Annotated in this window: 13 protein-coding genes and 1 tRNA gene; 6 read left to right on the top strand and 8 right to left on the bottom strand. The window is 59.1% G+C overall.

Annotated elements, in window-relative coordinates:
• The first annotated feature begins 14 nt into the window (after positions 1-14).
• Together K9U38_RS04855 and K9U38_RS04850 are read left to right on the top strand one after the other, a co-directional pair.
• Entirely contained in the window at positions 15-953 is a 939-nt protein-coding gene (locus K9U38_RS04855) for a phosphoribosylaminoimidazolesuccinocarboxamide synthase (protein ID WP_224493226.1), read from the top strand.
• A gap of 87 nt (positions 954-1040) precedes the next feature.
• Positions 1041-2198 carry a DUF937 domain-containing protein gene (locus K9U38_RS04850; protein WP_224493225.1) on the top strand — a complete coding sequence of 386 codons (1158 nt, stop codon included), beginning with the start codon at positions 1041-1043 and terminating at the stop codon, positions 2196-2198.
• Positions 2199-2320: 122 nt separating this feature from the next.
• Here K9U38_RS04850 and K9U38_RS04845 read toward each other — a convergent pair whose 3' ends face one another.
• On the bottom strand, positions 2321-2608 hold the full coding sequence (locus tag K9U38_RS04845; protein WP_224493224.1) for a DUF1127 domain-containing protein: 288 nt from the start codon (positions 2606-2608) through the stop codon (positions 2321-2323).
• A 202-nt stretch (positions 2609-2810) separates the two neighbouring features.
• Here K9U38_RS04845 and K9U38_RS04840 point away from each other — a divergent pair, with 202 nt between their 5' ends.
• Complete coding sequence (locus K9U38_RS04840) at positions 2811-3767, top strand: LysR substrate-binding domain-containing protein (protein WP_224493223.1); 957 nt, start codon at positions 2811-2813, stop codon at positions 3765-3767.
• Positions 3768-3772: 5 nt separating this feature from the next.
• Here the strand turns inward: K9U38_RS04840 and K9U38_RS04835 are convergent, their stop codons facing one another.
• Positions 3773-4363 carry a DUF2585 domain-containing protein gene (locus K9U38_RS04835; protein WP_224493222.1) on the bottom strand — a complete coding sequence of 197 codons (591 nt, stop codon included), beginning with the start codon at positions 4361-4363 and terminating at the stop codon, positions 3773-3775.
• Between the two features lie 105 nt (positions 4364-4468).
• On the opposite strand from K9U38_RS04835, the gene xseA reads away from it, so the two are divergent.
• Positions 4469-6052, top strand: coding sequence for an exodeoxyribonuclease VII large subunit (gene xseA / locus K9U38_RS04830; protein ID WP_224493221.1), 1584 nt, complete (start codon positions 4469-4471; stop codon positions 6050-6052).
• Positions 6053-6213: 161 nt separating this feature from the next.
• Here xseA and K9U38_RS04825 read toward each other — a convergent pair whose 3' ends face one another.
• Genes K9U38_RS04825 through K9U38_RS04815 form a run of 3 tightly spaced genes read right to left on the bottom strand, consistent with a single transcriptional unit; the run spans position 6214 to position 9444 of the window.
• Positions 6214-7395: an ABC transporter substrate-binding protein gene (locus K9U38_RS04825; protein WP_224493220.1), complete on the bottom strand. Its 1182-nt coding sequence runs from the start codon at positions 7393-7395 to the stop codon at positions 6214-6216.
• On the bottom strand, positions 7392-8777 hold the full coding sequence (locus K9U38_RS04820) for a sensor histidine kinase (RefSeq protein ID WP_224493219.1): 1386 nt from the start codon (positions 8775-8777) through the stop codon (positions 7392-7394). The genes K9U38_RS04825 and K9U38_RS04820 overlap by 4 nt, the downstream gene beginning before the upstream one ends.
• On the bottom strand, positions 8767-9444 hold the full coding sequence (locus K9U38_RS04815) for a response regulator transcription factor (protein WP_224493497.1): 678 nt from the start codon (positions 9442-9444) through the stop codon (positions 8767-8769). Before K9U38_RS04815 ends, K9U38_RS04820 begins: the two co-directional genes overlap by 11 nt.
• A gap of 611 nt (positions 9445-10055) precedes the next feature.
• Between K9U38_RS04815 and pepT the strand changes: the two genes are divergently transcribed.
• Positions 10056-11282 carry a peptidase T gene (gene pepT, locus K9U38_RS04810; RefSeq protein ID WP_224493218.1) on the top strand — a complete coding sequence of 409 codons (1227 nt, stop codon included), beginning with the start codon at positions 10056-10058 and terminating at the stop codon, positions 11280-11282.
• Between the two features lie 100 nt (positions 11283-11382).
• On the opposite strand, the gene K9U38_RS04805 is transcribed toward pepT, so the two are convergent.
• The 3 genes from K9U38_RS04805 to K9U38_RS04795 all read right to left on the bottom strand — a co-directional run bounded on the left by K9U38_RS04805 (position 11383) and on the right by K9U38_RS04795 (position 13180).
• Complete coding sequence (locus tag K9U38_RS04805; RefSeq protein ID WP_224493217.1) at positions 11383-11883, bottom strand: hypothetical protein; 501 nt, start codon at positions 11881-11883, stop codon at positions 11383-11385.
• Between the two features lie 442 nt (positions 11884-12325).
• Positions 12326-12402: transfer RNA gene (locus tag K9U38_RS04800), tRNA-His, on the bottom strand.
• 322 nt (positions 12403-12724) lie between these two features.
• Positions 12725-13180, bottom strand: a complete 456-nt coding sequence (locus tag K9U38_RS04795; protein ID WP_224493216.1) for a phasin — start codon at positions 13178-13180, stop codon at positions 12725-12727.
• A 300-nt stretch (positions 13181-13480) separates the two neighbouring features.
• Between K9U38_RS04795 and K9U38_RS04790 the strand changes: the two genes are divergently transcribed.
• On the top strand, positions 13481-16699 hold the full coding sequence (locus K9U38_RS04790; RefSeq protein WP_224493215.1) for a PAS domain S-box protein: 3219 nt from the start codon (positions 13481-13483) through the stop codon (positions 16697-16699).
• Positions 16700-16826 lie beyond the last annotated feature (127 nt).

Below are 16826 nucleotides of genomic sequence, written 5' to 3'. Positions count from 1 at the left end.
CGGATTTCTGAACCATGCCGAATCACAAAGCTCTGTCCGACGCGTTCATTCCCGAGCTGCCCAATTACTATAAAGGCAAGGTTCGCGAGAATTACGATCTGGCCGACGGCCGGCGCATTATTATAGCCACTGACCGTATCAGTGCTTTTGACCGCATTCTGGCGTCCATACCGCTCAAGGGTCAGGTTCTGACTCAGACCGCGCGGTTCCAGTTCGAGCAGACACAGGACATCTGCCCTAACCATGTCATGGAGTATCCCGACCCGAATGTGCTGGTCTGTCGCAAGCTTACTATCCTGCCTGTCGAGATCGTCGTTCGCGGTTACCTGGCAGGCACAACCGGGACATCGATCCTGACCCTCTACAAGGCCGGTCAGCGGCAGATGTATGGTTTCACCCTTCCCGATGGCATGCAGGACAATGAAAAGCTGCCGTCGCCGATCATTACCCCGACCTCGAAGGCTTTCGACGGCGGCCATGATGAGCCGCTGACGGCAGCAGCCATTATGGAGCAGAAATTGCTCACCGCGGAACAGTGGGAGAGCGTATCGAGCTACGCCTTGAAGCTTTTTGCACGCGGGCAGGAAATTGCCGCGAGCCGTGGCCTGATTCTTGCCGATACGAAATATGAATTTGGCACGGACGAGCAGGGCAACATTGTTCTGGCGGACGAAATCCATACGCCGGATTCGAGCCGCTACTGGTTTGCTGACAGTTATGTGCCGGGACAGCGACCTGTCAGCTTCGACAAGGATTTCGTTCGCAACTGGGTCGTGGAACGCTGCGACCCGTACAAGGATGATATTCCGGAGATCCCCGAAGACGTGATCGACGCCACGACGAAGGTCTACATTCAGGCCTATGAGACCATCACCAACCGAACCTTCGAGCCAGGTGATGCAACGATCGATCCCCTGGAGCGCATCCGCGCTAATCTCGCGCGCTATTTCTAGCTGGGTGGGGTTACCATAAAAGGATTGATGTCTGCGTACACGCGGCGCTAATCTTCATCGTGCCCAGCGCGAAGGAGGATCGTCGCCATGAATCTCATAGATATGTTCCTTAAGGGACAAGGGGGCCAGAACATCGATGCTCTCTCCCGTCAGTTCAACCTGTCGCCTCAGCAGACTGTTGCGGCCCTCGAGGCGCTGATGCCGGCCTTTTCTCAAGGCCTGCAGCGCAATGCAGCGGACCCGATGGGCTTCGGTGCCTTCGTCCAGGCGCTTTCGACCGGTCAGAACGTCAATTATTTTGATAATCCGCAAGCCGCATTCAATCCATCTGGCATTGCTGATGGCAACTACGTGCTTGGTCAGCTTTTCGGCTCCAAGGACTTGTCGCGTGCCGTAGCCGATCATGCCGCCAATGCAGCCGGTGTCGGTGCCGACACGTTGAAGCAGATGCTGCCAGTGGTGGCGTCGATGATGATGGGGGGATTGTACAAGAAATCGACCGGCCAATTTGCGGCGGCTGGTCTTGGTGGCGGCAATGTGATTGGCGACCTCATCGAACAGATGATGCGGCAAGGCGGCGCCGGACAGACGGGCACGCCCCAACAGAGTGCGCCCGGGGCAGGTGCAAACCCGTGGGGTCAAATCCTCGAAGGAATGTTCGGTGGAGGTGCGGCAGGCCAGCAGCCCCAAGGCCAAACGAATCCGTTGGGTAACAATCCACTCGGCAAGATATTCGAGGAGATGATGAAAGGGGCCGCTCCCGGCGGCGCCACACCACAGGCGCCAGCCCCGCGTGGCAGGGCTCCTCAGGAAGAGGCGCCTCAAGAGACCGCACAAGGGCAGAATCCCTTCGGTGACAATCCGCTTGGCAAGATATTCGAGGAGATGATGAAGGGCGCCGCTCCCGGAGGCGCCACACCACAGGCGTCGACACCCCGTGGCAGGGTTCCTCAGGAGGAGGCGCCGCAAGAGACCGCACAAGGACAAAATCCGTTCGGGGACAATCCTCTCGGTCAGATTTTCGGAGAGATATTTGGTGGTGGTCAACAACCTCAGGTGTCACAGCCCACCCGGCCGCAGGCGCAAAAGCGGGCCGCGCCACCGACATCGGCCCCTTCGGATAATCCGCTCAAGGATATACTCGGCCAGATGTTCGATACCGGAAAGCAGGCCAACGACCAGTACCAGAAAGGCCTCGAATCCATATTCGATCAGTATCTGCGCGGCATGGACCGCAATCGCTGACAGCGGAAAAGAAAAAGCCCGGCCACGTTGCAAATGCAAGGTGGGCCGGGCAGGAGGCAGGCTAGGCGCCGGGAGGGGATTCCGGCGTGAATGGGCGCCTGCTAAAGCTTCAAATCGTCAACCTACAAATTCGATCGCGTTGCGCGAATGCGGAACCTGACATCTGCCAGGGCTCCAAGCCGTTCACTCGGATCGTCAAGGAGCGACGTGCCAATGGCCGAATGCAGATCAGCTCGTGTGATGCCGATGTCGTGCAGCATTTCGTCATTCCACTCGCCCAGGCTCAGGATCGTTTTACGATTGCGGCGCGCGACGATCACTCGGTTGACAAAGCTGGCGGCCTGCGACGCATAAGCTGCGATCGAGCGGGTGAAACCAGTTACTTCAGTCATTCTCGTTGTGGTCGTCATCGCCGTAACTCCTTTGAATGGCGCTGATCAAGAAAGTTAAACCGCGCAAAAACCATTTTTCGCGCACCACGCATGGTATCTGCTGACACCTGCGCTTCCTGAACATGTACAGATTGATCCATAAAAATTGATTATTCAAACGAATGTTTTTAATGTAAACGTTCAATAATAATGATGGATCAATCCGTCCGGGAGTACAGTCATGAACGCACCGCTTGACCTCGACCAATTGCAGACATTTACCGCCATCGCCGATCTCGGGAGCTTTACCAGGGCGGCCGATAAGGTGAACAAGACCCAATCCGCCGTATCGATGCAGATGCGCAGGCTCGAAGAACGCGTATCGAAACCGCTGTTCGAGCGCGACGGGCGCACAAACAGGCTCACCGAAGACGGCGAACGGTTGCTGGCCTATGCGCGGCGAATGCTGCAGCTCAACAATGAAACCATCGCAGCTTTTGATGACACGCAGCTCCAGGGCCACATTCGCATCGGCACGCCGGACGACTATGCGGACCGGTTCCTCCCGGAAATCATGGCACGATTTTCGCGGTCCAATCCACGCGTCGAACTTTCCGTTGTCTGTGAGCCAACGGTCAATCTCGACGAGATGATCCGCAAAGGTCAGCTCGACATCGCACTTGTCACACAGTGCGACGAGCACCGGCGTTCAGAAGTGGTTCGTAGCGAGCAGCTGCTGTGGGTCACCTCGGCACACCACAATGTGCATGAGGAACAAGTGCTACCGCTTGCGGTGGGCCGCCCCACCTGCATCTGGCGCGCGGCCGCGATCGACGTGCTGGATACGATGCACCACGATTACCGCATTCTCTTCACCAGCTGGTCGGCAACTGTCCTGGCAGCCGCGGTACTGGCCGGGCTTGCCGTGTCGATCCTCCCGGAATGCGCCCTACGGCCGGGAATGCGGGTGCTGACCGAAGCCGACGGTTTCGGCCGTCTTCCGGAATTTGGCATTGGGATCATGCGCGGTCATACGAAGCCGTCGGCAATCGTCGACGCGCTGGCCCAACACATCGTCGAAAGCCTCGATAATCTTTCCATGCCAACGCCCGTCAGCATGGCGCCGGCCACGGTCCCGGTCCTGACCAACCAGCGCCTGCGCCAGGTACGCGCGACGGAACTCGTCCCGGGATGGTAAGCGGGTCATAGCCCGCTCTGCCATCCCTTGATTGCATCCAGCGGGTAGAGCAGCATGATGATGTTAAGGGTGAGGTTGTCGCGGATGACCCACCCCGCCAGCAGCTCGAAGAAGATCGCCAGGGCGATTGTCAGCCAAAGAGGAGCTCGGGCGGCGAAGAAGAATCCGAGCACCATGAACAGGATATCGCTCACGGAATTGAGCACGCTGTCGCCGACATAACCGAGCGCGATGGTCGCTTCCCGGTAACGGTTGATGACCATGTCCGTGTTCTCGAAGATCTCCCAGGCCGCCTCTACGACTATGGCGATCAGCAGACGCAGCCCCAACGGCCATCTGCGGCCGACCAGCCAAAGCATCCCATAGAACAGGAAGCCATGGATAATATGCGACAGGGTGTACCAGTCGGCGATATGCTGTGAATTGTCGGACGAATTCGTTTCGGCTACCCATAGCTTTATTGTGCCGCAGGTACATATGGGGTTGCGGCCCATCCAGAGGAGAATCATGGCCGCAACGGCAATCAGCGCTGCTCCAATCAGCAAATAGTGGCGTAATTTCAGACGCTTGGCGATAGCAGATTCGGTTGCGGACATGTTGTCTCCTTTGCCCCACTTAAAGTCGAAATTCTTCGCTCTGGCAATGCCGCCACCGGGGCACGCGAGGGTTGACGTGAACAACCGCGCGGCTAGGAATAGCGTATGAGCGAAAAGCCCGAATCTGCCTCCAATGTAGCCGAGTATACCGTTTCCGAAATCTCCGGTGCGCTCAAGCGCACCGTCGAGGACACGTTCGGGCATGTGCGGGTTCGCGGTGAAATTTCAGGTTATCGTGGCCCGCATTCTTCCGGTCATGCCTATTTCTCACTGAAGGATGACAAGGCCCGCATTGAAGCGGTGATCTGGCGCGGTTCGATGAGCCGGCTGCGTTTCCAGCCCGAGGAAGGGATGGAGGTCATCGCTACCGGCAAATTGACCACATATCCCGGCTCCTCGAAATATCAGATCGTCATCGAGCAGATGGAGCCGGCAGGAGCGGGAGCGCTGATGGCGCTGCTTGAGGAGCGCAAGCGCAAGCTCGGCGCCGAAGGTCTGTTCGACCCGGCAATCAAGCAACGCCTGCCATTCATGCCGCGAATCATCGGAGTCGTAACCTCCCCGACTGGTGCGGTCATCCGCGATATCATCCATCGCATCACCGATCGTTTTCCACTGCATGTGCTGGTCTGGCCGGTGAGGGTCCAGGGCGAGACCTGCGGCCTGGAGGTGGCGAACGCCATTAACGGATTCAATGGCCTAACAGAAGGCGGCGCCCTTCCCCGGCCTGACGTCCTGATCGTGGCGCGCGGTGGTGGCAGCCTTGAAGACCTCTGGGGCTTCAATGACGAGGCCGTGGTTCGCGCCGTCGCCGCATCGCGGATTCCAGTCATTTCCGCCGTTGGCCACGAGACTGACTGGACGCTGATCGATCTTGCCGCGGATGTGCGCGCTCCAACACCGACGGGCGCTGCGGAAATGGCCGTGCCAGTGCGGGCCGACTTGTCGGCGACCGTTGCGACGCTGGGTGCCCGGCTATCGGCCGGCATATCGCGCTATCTTGACCGCCGCCGGCAGACACAAAGAGCCCTGGCGCGCGCCCTGCCCAATGCGGATCAATTGCTGGCCCTGCCCCGCAGGCATTTCGACGAAACGGCCGCGCGGCTCGGACGGGCGCTGCAGGCGAATACACAGAAGAAACGCAGCGAGTTCGACGGCTGCGCGCGACAATTATCGCCACGTCTGCTTCAGCAGCGTTTTCGCGAAAAACGACGTGAAATCAGCATCTTGGAGAGCAGGCTGCCCCGAGGTCTCGAGGTGTTCGTGCGTGACCGGCGTTCGCTCTATGCCAGGCGGGCTGGCCGCCTCTCCATCGAGCCGACGGCACGACTTGCGGAGCGCGGCCGCCAGCATCTGCAGCAGCTCGATCGCCGTCAGGTGCAGGCTGTCGACCTCAATCTCGACCGGGCAAGACGGCGTGGCAGCGAACTCGAACGCCTGCTGAAAACCCTTTCCTATCAAGGCGTTCTGGAAAGGGGCTTTGCGGTCGTTCTCGATACCACCGGCACGCCCATCAAGCGCGCCGCAGGCATCGCGGGTGGCGACGAGCTGACCCTCAAGTTCCAGGATGGCGAGGTAAGGGCCCTGGCAATGGAGGGTGAGCAGCATCCGGCCCGGGCGAAGCCCGAACGCCCCGTCCCCGGCAAAAAGCCACCGGTCCCGAGCGGGTCACAGGGTTCGCTGTTCTAGCGCGGGTTCGCGTCACCACAGCAAATTTTCACGCTCCGGTTGAAATTTTTCGATCAGATTCGCTGATTGTTGGTCAAGAATGGCACATTCTCTGATGCTTTTCGGACGATTGCGGAAAAAGCTCCTCGATATCGCGCAAGGCCGGCAAAAACCCGCGACTTCTATTCCCGTGTCCATGCCGGGCTGTTGAGCTCAATCATGGATTGCGCCCAATCCTCAATGAAGCGCTGACGTTGTGCCCTGTCCTGGACGGCCAGCAGCGCAGGCCCGATGCGGATCGGCTGCGCGATACCCGACTCCTTCAGATTTTGCGGACCGTCGACATCGGGCGGAAGACCGCCTGTTTCCGAAAAATAGAAAGCATGAGTGCGGCCGACCGACTGGCCGCGTTCGGACAAGAGATAATCGAGGAAGCGTGCGCCAAGATCGGCATGGGCCGCGCCCTTGGGGATGAGCGCGCCTCTGCTGAGAACGAGTGTGTAGTCACGCGGCACGACTACCCGAAGTTCCGGATTGCGCAGCGCCGCCTCATAGGCGTAGGAGCCAAGCATGTTGTAGCCGATGTAGAGATTGCCCTTGCCGACTTCCTCCAGGATCTCGCCGGTGCAGCACCGTGCCACTGCCGAAGCGCGCGCCATGCTTTCCAGCAGGCGGCCGAAGACGGTCGTCGTCTGCCGCGCATCATTGAAGGCGAGAAGATAGCCGATCCCCGAAAGCCGGATATCATAGGTGCCGACGCGGCCCCGATAGTAGTCGAGCCGTTCACGCAAGAGGTCGGCGAGTTCGACGTGGGTACGCGGCACTTCTGCCGGCGGCACCAGACGCGAATTGTAGACGAAGACCGCCGGCTCATAGGTAAAGCCGAAGACCTCATCACGCCAATTGGCCCAATCGGCAACGCGGGCGGTTTCCGGCGATGTATGGGACTCGGCGCAACCATCATTGGCAAGCTTGAGCAGCTGATCAACGGAGGACGAAAGCAACAGATCTCCAAGTGGCTCATTTTTCCTGCAGGCGTCGCTTGCCAGGGCATGCAGTTCGTTTGTCAGGTATTCGATATAATCGATCGAAACGTCGGGTGAGGATTTCTGGAAATCCTCGATCAACGGCTTCATGGCGGCAAGATCTGTCGTCGAATAGATCGTCAGCTTGCCGGTCTCGGCTTGCGGCGCCGGAAACTCGGTCCTGTTGTCCTCGGCATTCGCAGGAAGAACAAGGGAAAGCAGTGCAGCAACAAGAAGCAATCGGCGGGGCAATCGCCGTGCGTGGTTCGACAAGCTCACCATGAGGGAATGAGGTGCCTTGCAAAAGCGATGCCCGCCGGCTGATCCGGAGCTGGTCATTTCGGCTCTCCTGTCACAAGCGGCAGGGTCAGAACCACGGTGAAGCCCTTCTCGCCGCGCGCGCGAAAACCCAGAGTGCCGCCATGGGCATTTGCCACTTCCTGGGCAATGGCAAAGCCAAGACCGGAACTTCCTTCATGCGATTTCGATGTTACAAAGCGTTGCGTTGCCTTCTCCCATCCTTCGGGCGGGATGCCGGGGCCGTCATCTTCTACCTCGACGAAAGCTTGCGTGCCGGTGGCGCGAACGCGTACCTCCAGCCGCTGATCGGCTCCATGGCGCAGGGCATTGTCGATCACATTGACGATGGCCTCGCGCAGGCTGACTGCATCCCCAAGCACGATAGGGCGGTCATCCGGCGCTTCGAACGAGATGACGATGTCGGGATCAACCGTTACCGGGATGGCCGCGCGGTAGGCCCGGCGCGCAACATCGACCAGACTGATCGGCTCGAGCTGCACTGAATCGGCGCGGTGGATGACCATTGCATGGCTGAGAAGCTGGTTGGTCAGGCGTGCGAGTTCGCCAGTCCGTTCCCGTACACGCTCGTAGTGCTGGCGGCCGGTACTGTCGAGCTTGCCCGTGCCAAGCAGATCGATCTGCGCGACAAGTGCCGTCAGCGGCGTGCGTATCTGGTGTGCCGCATCTGCAATGAAACGCTGCAGCAGGTCGACGCGTTCATTCAACCGGCCCATGAAATGATTGATCGACCCGACGAATGGATCAAGCTCGCGCGGCACGTCCACCGAAACCGGCGTCAGATCGTGCGGATCGCGACGGCGCACGGCAGTTCCTAGCCGTTCTACCGGCTGCAGCGCATAGCGAATGGCAAGCATGGCGCCGGCAAACGCCAGAAGGCTCATGACGAAAACAAGGATCGTTGCCCGCAATGTCAGTTCGCGGGTCAGTGCCGACCGTGCCTCATTGGTTTGGGCGACGATGACATAGGCTTGACCCGATACGGCCGGATCGGCAAGCACGCGGGTTGCCCGGGCAATGCGCACCGGTTCCCCCTTGTAGACGCCCTCTTCCACGCTGGATACGTCGAGAGCGCCATCGAATGGCGTGGGGCTTTGCAGGTCGTCATACCCGGTCAAGGTCTGTCCTTGCGTATCGATGACGCGATAGAAAATCCGATCGCGCTCGGCAAGGCCGAGCAGTTCGAACGCAGAGGTCGGCAGACGTACCGCCAATATGCCGTCTTCGACAGAAAGGCTTTCGGCCATCTGCAGCGCAGCACCAACGAGAAGGCGGTCATAGGCCTTGTTGGCCGCGGTCTCGGCATAATACCACGCCGCCGTGACGAGCAGTGCCGCGCCGATGCCAAGCACGACGGAAATGCGCCGGGCGAGCCGCGCGAAGAGCGAGGGCTCATGCTTCATTGTCGGATACCAGTTGATAACCGAGGCCGCGTACCGTGACGATGCGTGCCCTGGCACCCTCCAGCTTCTTGCGCAGGCGGCCGATATAGAGCTCGATCGCATTGGTGTTGGCCGCTTCGTCGAAGCCAAAAATCTGGTCAAGGAGTTCATCCTTGCTGAAGACGCGGCCGGGCCGCGCGACGAGTACCTCGAGCAGGGTCAGTTCGCGGCGCTTCAACTGGACCTCGCGCTTGCCGACATGGACGGACCGCGCCGCCCGATCGACAGCAATATCGCCGCATTTGATCAGATTGGTGGCCTCGCCGCCGGTGTGCCGGCGCATGAGCACGCGGGCCCTCGCCTCCAGCTCCCTGAAGTCGAAAGGCTTGACCAGATAATCGTCGGCCCCAAGGTCGAGTGCGCCCACACGGTCATCGATTTCGGAACGCGCAGTGAGGATGAGGACCGGCACGGCATTGCCGGAATTGCGGATATGCTTGAGGATTTCGAACCCGTCCATCCCCGGCAGCATCACGTCGAGGATGATCAGCGCGTACTCGGTGAAATCGATTATTTCGGCCGCGTCGCGCCCGTTGGTTTCCCAGTCGACGGCGTGGCCGGTCGCCTCGAAACGCTTGCAGATGGCTTCTCCCACATCGTGCGTGTCTTCTACGAGCAATATGCGCATGCCGTTCATTGGCATGAAACATCGAAGCCCGCAAATGGTAAGAGACCGTGCACAACCGGGATAACAATCGTGGGCCTATCGATTCAACCCAGCGTTCATTGCCGATTCTGCTGCCCCGGGCGATTAGTGGAGGCGCGATCCGTTTTGAAAGCAGAAGCAGAAAGCACCGAGCCAGCCGGTGCATTGGGGAGGGTGGGCTTCTCCAACTGGGGCAACAGCCTTGCTTTCAGAACTTGGAGGTGAGCTATGTGGTTTAGGCCACTAAGTGTCACCCTCATCATAAAAAGAACCCGGACGAGCTGGCAATTCACCATCCGGGTTCATTTTTTTAGATGAGGAATGGGGGCGGACGACAGTCCGTCCCCGCTCCAAGATCAGCATAGCAGTTTCGGTGATTTTTCCAAGCCGTTGAAGGCTCCTGATGTCCAACCATCTCTGGCATTATGATGGATATGAATGTGTATAGAGTAACATCGCCCTCGACCAATTCGTTCACATAAGACGCCCGGTCCACCTCGCAAAAAATCGTCGTCACGGCGAAGAATATATTCACGGCGGCGCCGGCAGGCGCTACAGCAATTCATCGCTGAAGCAAATATTGGACAATGACCATGACCGATACCGTTACCGATCGTTTTCTTCGCTACGTCGTCATCGACACCCAATCGGACCCCAAATCATCGACACAGCCTTCCACCGAGAAGCAAAAGAACCTTGGCCGCCTGCTCGTCGAGGAACTGCTCGCCATAGGACTGGATGACGCTCATCTCGACGAGCACGGCTACGTCTATGCAACCGTCCCGTCGAATGTCGACAAGCCGGTGCCCGTCATCTGCTTTTGCTCGCACATGGATACGGCACCCGATTTCACAGGCACCAACGTCAAGCCGCAACTGGTGAAAAACTATCGCGGCGATGACATCCAGCTTTCAGCGCAGCAGGTCATTCGTGTCAGCGACCATCCCGCACTGCGTGATCAAATCGGCAATGACATCATCACGACCGACGGCACGACGCTGCTCGGAGCCGATGACAAGGCGGGACTTGCCGAGATCATGACAGCAGCGCAATTCCTGGTCGACAATCCCGGCATCAGGCACGGCACAATCAAGATCCTCTTTACCCCGGATGAGGAAATAGGACGCGGTGTGGACAAGGCCGATCTGAAAAAGCTCGGCGCACAATTTGCCTATACCGTGGATGGCGAGACGGCCGGGCATATCGAAGACGAGACCTTTTCGGCCGACGGCGTCGAGATCACCATTGCCGGCGTCGCCATCCATCCCGGCTTCGCCAAGGGGAAGATGCAGAACGCCATCAAGATTGCCGGCGCCATCATCGACCGCTTGCCGAAGGAGATTGCACCGGAATCGACGGACGGCCGGGACGGCTTCATCCATCCCACGGGCGTGACCGGTTCGATGGAAAAGGCTGCGCTGAGCTTCATTATCCGCGACTTCAACGATGATGGCCTTGCCACCAAGGAGGACCTACTCGAGAAGATCGTGAAGGACGTTGTTGCCGACTATCCCGGCTCCTCCTACACGTTCGAGGTCAAGGAGCAATATCGCAACATGAAGCTCATCCTCGAGCGTCATCCGCAGATCGTCGACAACGCCCTCGAGGCAATCCGGCGCGCCGGGATGAAACCCGTACGCGGCAGCATTCGGGGCGGCACGGATGGTTCGCGGCTGTCATTCATGGGCCTGCCTTGCGCCAACCTCTTTGCGGGCGGTCACGCTTTTCACTCGCCGCTCGAATGGGTCAGCCGTCAGGATATGGAGAAGGCGGTGCAGACGATCGTCGAACTCGCAAAGATCTGGGAAGAGCGCTCCTAGGGGGTTTCGGGCTGAGGCGGAAGGCATAGTTCTGCGATCCGGGACGCATGAACCCAAAGTCCATTGCGCTCCGGTTCGGCACAATCGCATAGGCTGCTGCCTACTTCTTCTGAGCAGCCTGGCACTCCCGCAACGCCTTGAACGCAGCGTCGGTGCCGGTAAGGTCAACCACCAGCGGGTCGCGCCCTTTCGCGGAGATCGTCAGCTTCTTCTTCTTGGCAAGATCGTAGATGAAATCGAGATTGTTGAAGGGCACCGATGCGCCGTCGAAACCCTCCATCTCCTGTCCCGTGGCGACGCCGGTAAACTGCTGGCCGTCGACATCGAACAGAACCGAGAGCTTTTCGCCTTGGGAAATCTTTGCAGGCTTTTTGGTATAGATCGCCATATAGCCGCGCAGGTCGGCTGTCGCATCGATGCCGATCAGGAGCTGTGCGCCGTCATTGGGGTTTTGCCGCGCAATAACGCAACCGGGGCCCATCTTCTCATTGACAAATATGTCCCACCCGGCCGCGGAGCCGATCTTCTTGATCATGTCCTGGGCCTCGCATGGAACGATGAGGATTGCGGCTGCCAGGGCCGTCCGAGCGAATAAATGCATGATTTCCTCCTGTGCTCTGCTTGTGATGTACCGATGCAACGATGCGCGATGTATCGCTGCTGGAGATCGTCCCAGGAATTGAATTTCCGGGTTTTCCCGGCATCAGGAGCAAAAACCATAAGAACTGGACGGCTACGATAGTGGCCGCGAAAAGCACTGGCTTGCGTATGGTCCCCACGCTAATGGATTCGCCTGAGACGAATGCCGTTCGGGGATAGCACGCATCGGCAGAAACAGTTTCACCCTTGAGGGTGAAGCGCCTGCCGGTGGCACGCTTTCGCATGGAGAATCTGAATTTTCGATCTCAGACGCCTGTTGCGCCCTCGTGAGCGGCGAACACAATGCTACCTCAAGACCGGCAGTACTACGAACAGAATGGCCGGCATGCTTTCGCACCCGGCTGAAAAGATATCCAATTGTGGAGATTTGCCTGTTGTCTGGATGGTACGGTCGGGTGGGCTCGAACCACCGACCTCAGGAGCCACAATCCTGCGCTCTAACCAACTGAGCTACGACCGCGTACCGCCAAGTTTTTGACAGGCGTCACATACGGAGGATTGACGCTTTTTGCAAGCGCTCGATGCAACAAAGACAAAAATTAGAGCATTTCCGTTTCACACGAGTCACGAAGATACGCTAACCTTTTGCTTTTCCGCAGTTTCGGACGCAAAACAGGTTCCCACTTTGGCTGGAATTGCTCTGACAGAAAAAAGAAAAAGACCGGAATGGGGTCCGGTCTTTTCAATTGATGCGAGAACTGGTGGGAGGATCCAGAGTCTCGCGCTCCAACGGCTGGGGGGGAGAAATGCCGTCGGAGTGTTGCCTGGTGTCGGGCGCCTGATCAGGCGACCTTGACGTCCTTGATTGCCTTCTCGACAGCCGACTTGACCGGTGCGGAGATTTCCTCGACCGCCTTGGTGGCGACAGCCTGGAATTCCTTGGCCTGGCCGGAGATGGCTTCTGCCTGCTTGCGAACAAATGCGCTCTGCAGTTCGATGACTTCGCCGAAGGACTTTACGCCGATGAGGGCTTCGATATGAGCGAAGCTGGCTTCGGTGTTGGCGCGCAGAGCGGCCAGGGCCTTGAGCGAAAGAGCAGCAGTGTTCGACTGAGCGGTTTCGAAGGTGGTTTCGAGGGTCTTCTGTGCAGCTTCAGCCTGATCCTTGATCTTGGCATAGGCTTCCTTGGACTGAGCAACGCCCTTCTCTGTGAATTCGCGAACCTGATCGGTTACAGCGGTGGCGTCGAAAGTCGGGATCGAGAACGCATCAGCAGTCTGTTTGGTGGTCTTGCTCATATTCGTGTCCTTCCTTGTGCAGACGGTCTTTGTCGCTGCAACTGATTTGATGAACCCTATATAATCGAACTTTTTGTGCATTGCAACATTTATTTTGCAGCGCACAATCCAGCACCTGTTTCTACATCAAAATTATTATGTGGACGGTGGCACCGCGAATGCGGAAGTTAACTAAACCAAGAGAAAGACATGTAAGATAGGGGGCTGTGAGTGGACGAGCGGCGGCGGGATCATTATTAACAAAGTATTAAGACGGCCGCATGAATGCGGTCAATTGCCTCTGGGAATGCTGGTCAACATATGGCGTCTGGAACCTACCCGTTTATCGACATTGCCGTCCTGGACGAGATCCGCGAGCATTTCGCCAATGGCGATGCGCTCGTTGTCATCTCGCCGGATCTGGAACGGGTCGTGTGGGCCAATGGCCAGGGTGCCGCTATGCTCGGCTATGGATCGATCGACGACATTCTGAACGGCGAAAGCGTTCTCGGCATTCAGGCACGACGCCAACTCATGGCTCTCGACGGTTTTCCCGCGATCGGCCATGGACGCACGATCACGCTGCGCGTCGCCTTCGGTCTCGCGAGCCGTATCCTGACATTCCAGGCCAGCGACCTGGCATTGCCGCGCGGCGAGCAAGCCATACTCCTGTCCATCGCCAACACGGACCGGACGAACTCCGAGCAAGGCACGGCCGCGCTGGCAATCGAGGGTTTCGGCGACCGGTCGGCTCATGCGGCCATCATCAATTCCGTGGGTACAGTAATTGCTGCCTCGCAACATTTCAGTCGCCTTGGTTTTCACGACAAGATCCTCGGCGATCTGGTGCGCGAAGTGCGGCTCGAGCGCAACCGGCTGGTAAAGCGCCCGGTGCAGACTGCGAAAGGCGCCGTACCGACCGGCATTGCCAGACTGACCGACAGTCCTGCCCTGCATCTGCTGTTTGCGATTGAACCCGAGGAAGAGCAGGCTGCCGCGATTGCCAGCGAGCAAGCTGTTCCCAGCCGGCCCGAGGAAGTGATGCCGGATCTGCCGCGCGCCGTTTCTTCTCCGGCCGCTGAGAACGCGCAGGCGTCGCTCGCCTTCGACAAGGACGGCGACCCCACCCCCTCCGAACCGCCAGAGCTATCCGGGAGCCCATCGCATGGCTTTACATATGTGCCATCGACGGCTCCGGTCCGCTTTGCCTGGAAAGTGGATGCGCAGGCGCATTTCAACGAAATCTCGCCGGAGTTTGCCGCCGCTGTGGGGCCGGTCTCGGCTTCCGTCATTGGCAAATCCTTTCGCGATGTCGCTAGCAGTCATGGGCTTGATGCCAGCGAGGAGATTGCCGAACTGCTGCAGCGGCGCGATACGTGGTCGGGCCGGACGGTGCTGTGGCCGATCGAAGGCACACAGCTGCGTGCGCCGATAGAATTGGCGGCGCTACCGATCTATTCGCGCGACCGCGTCTTCATGGGCTTCCGCGGCTTCGGCGTGGTGCGCATGGGCGACGTGGCTGTCGATCCCAAAGCCATCGGCATGACCTTCGCCGATGCACGCGATATACCGCAAGAAAAAGCACCGGATGCCGCTGCGAAAGGCCCGTTCGAGCCTGCCGTCGGCCTTGATGGGGCCGCCAGCGACGCCTTCAATGGCGAGACGCCGGCGATCGTCATCACCCCGCGTCCGGACCATGCATCCAACGGCACGCACGCGGCCATCGAGGGCAACGTCATTCCGCTCAAGACACAGCGACCACTGCGCGATGATGGGCGCCTGAACGATGCCGAACGCAATGCGTTCCGCGAAATTGCCGAACGGTTGCGACGGGAAGTACTGAACGACAGTCCCGAGTTTGGCAGAAATGCCGCGCCGGAAGCGCCCGCGGCCCTTCAGCAACCTGCCGCGCCGGCTGCTGCCAGCCAGAAGGCAGTTGTTCCCGACGCGGAAGTCGTTGGCCCGGGATTCGCAACCCCGGATGCGACCGCGCAAGATTCGATGGAGACGCCGCTGGAGGAAGCAACGGCGGCAGACTTTGCCGGCGATATCCGCACGCAGGCACGCCGTGGTGTCGATACGTCCATTCTTGCCGCATTGCCGCTGCCGGTGCTGATCCACCGCCACGGCGAGATCCTTTACGCCAACCCGGCGCTGCTGGAGACAATACTCTACGAAACGCCCGACGCCATCAATGCGGCCGGCGGCCTCAGCACGCTTTTCGCCGATGGGCCCGGCAGCGATGACGAGGACGAAGCAGGCATGAACCTGCGCCGGAGCGACGGTTCAATAACGCGGGTTCAGGCGCATCTTCAGGCGGTTCGCTGGGAGGATGGCGCTGAAAATGGCGAGCGTGCGCTGCTGCTGGCCTTGTCGCCAAAAGCTTCCGACACGCATTTCGACGAGAGCGAGCGGCAATTGCTGCAGACGCGCATCGACGAGCTCAATGCGATCCTGGATACGGCGACCGATGGTGTCGTGCTGCTGGACTCGGCCGGGACTATCCGCTCGATCAATCATTCGGCTGCAGCCCTTTTCGGCTATGAACCGGAAGATGTGACAGGCAAGGCCTTCTCGCTGCTGTTCGCCATCGAGAGCCAGCGGGCGGCAATGGACTACCTGAAGGGCCTGTCAGACAATGGGGTCGCCAGCCTGCTCAATGACGGACGCGAGGTCATCGGGCGCGAGGCCCAGGGCCGCTTCATTCCGCTGTTCATGACAATCGGCAAACTCGACGCGTCCAAGGGATATTGCGCCGTGCTTCGCGACATCACCCATTGGAAGCGGGCCGAGGAAGAGCTCATCAGCGCCAAACGCGAGGCAGAGCGGACATCAAGCCAGAAAAGCGAGTTCCTTGCCCGTATCAGCCATGAAATCCGCACGCCACTGAACGCGATCATCGGATTCTCCGAACTGATGGCCGATGAGAAGTTCGGCCCCGTCGGCAATGAACGCTATCGCGATTACCTCAAGGATATCAGCCGTTCCGGTAATCATGTCCTGTCCCTGGTCAACGATCTGCTGGATATTTCGAAGATCGAGGCAGGCGCAGTAGAGATGGACTTCGAGGCCGTCTCGCTCAACGAAGCGCTGACGGAAGCCGTCGCGATCATGCAGCCACAAGCCAACCGCGAGCGCGTCATCATCCGCTCCAGCCTGACGTCGCGGCTGCCCGACATTGTGGCCGACCACCGTTCGATCACGCAGATCGCCTTGAACCTGTTGTCCAATGCAATCCGCTTTACCGGACCTGGCGGTCAGGTCATCGTATCGACCAGTTATGAGACCAGCGGTGATGTATTGCTGCGGGTGCGCGATACGGGCATCGGCATGACCCGACAGGAAGTGGAGCAGGCGCTGCGCCCCTACAAGCAGATTACGACGCCGAAACATGCGCGCAGCGACGGCACGGGTCTCGGCCTGCCGCTCACCAAGGCAATGGCCGAAGCCAATCGCGCAAACTTTACGATCGACTCCACGCCGGGCCGCGGAACGATGGTCGAGATCACGTTTCCATCCACGCGCGTGCTCGCAGAGTAGCTGATAACCCTGCCAAATCCCTGATCATCCGGAACGACTCCTTCATGTGTCGAGCACGCAATTGTTACAATATGTAGCAATTTGGTGTTAAACCGCTTGAATTGCCGCACATGATCGCTAAACCGTC

Origin of the sequence: Phyllobacterium lublinensis (assembly GCF_020164435.1) — a bacterium.
GTDB classification, from domain to species: domain Bacteria; phylum Pseudomonadota; class Alphaproteobacteria; order Rhizobiales; family Rhizobiaceae; genus Phyllobacterium; species Phyllobacterium lublinensis.
The sequence above is the reverse complement of the archived record's forward strand: the minus strand, read 5'-3'. Positions and strand labels throughout refer to the sequence as shown.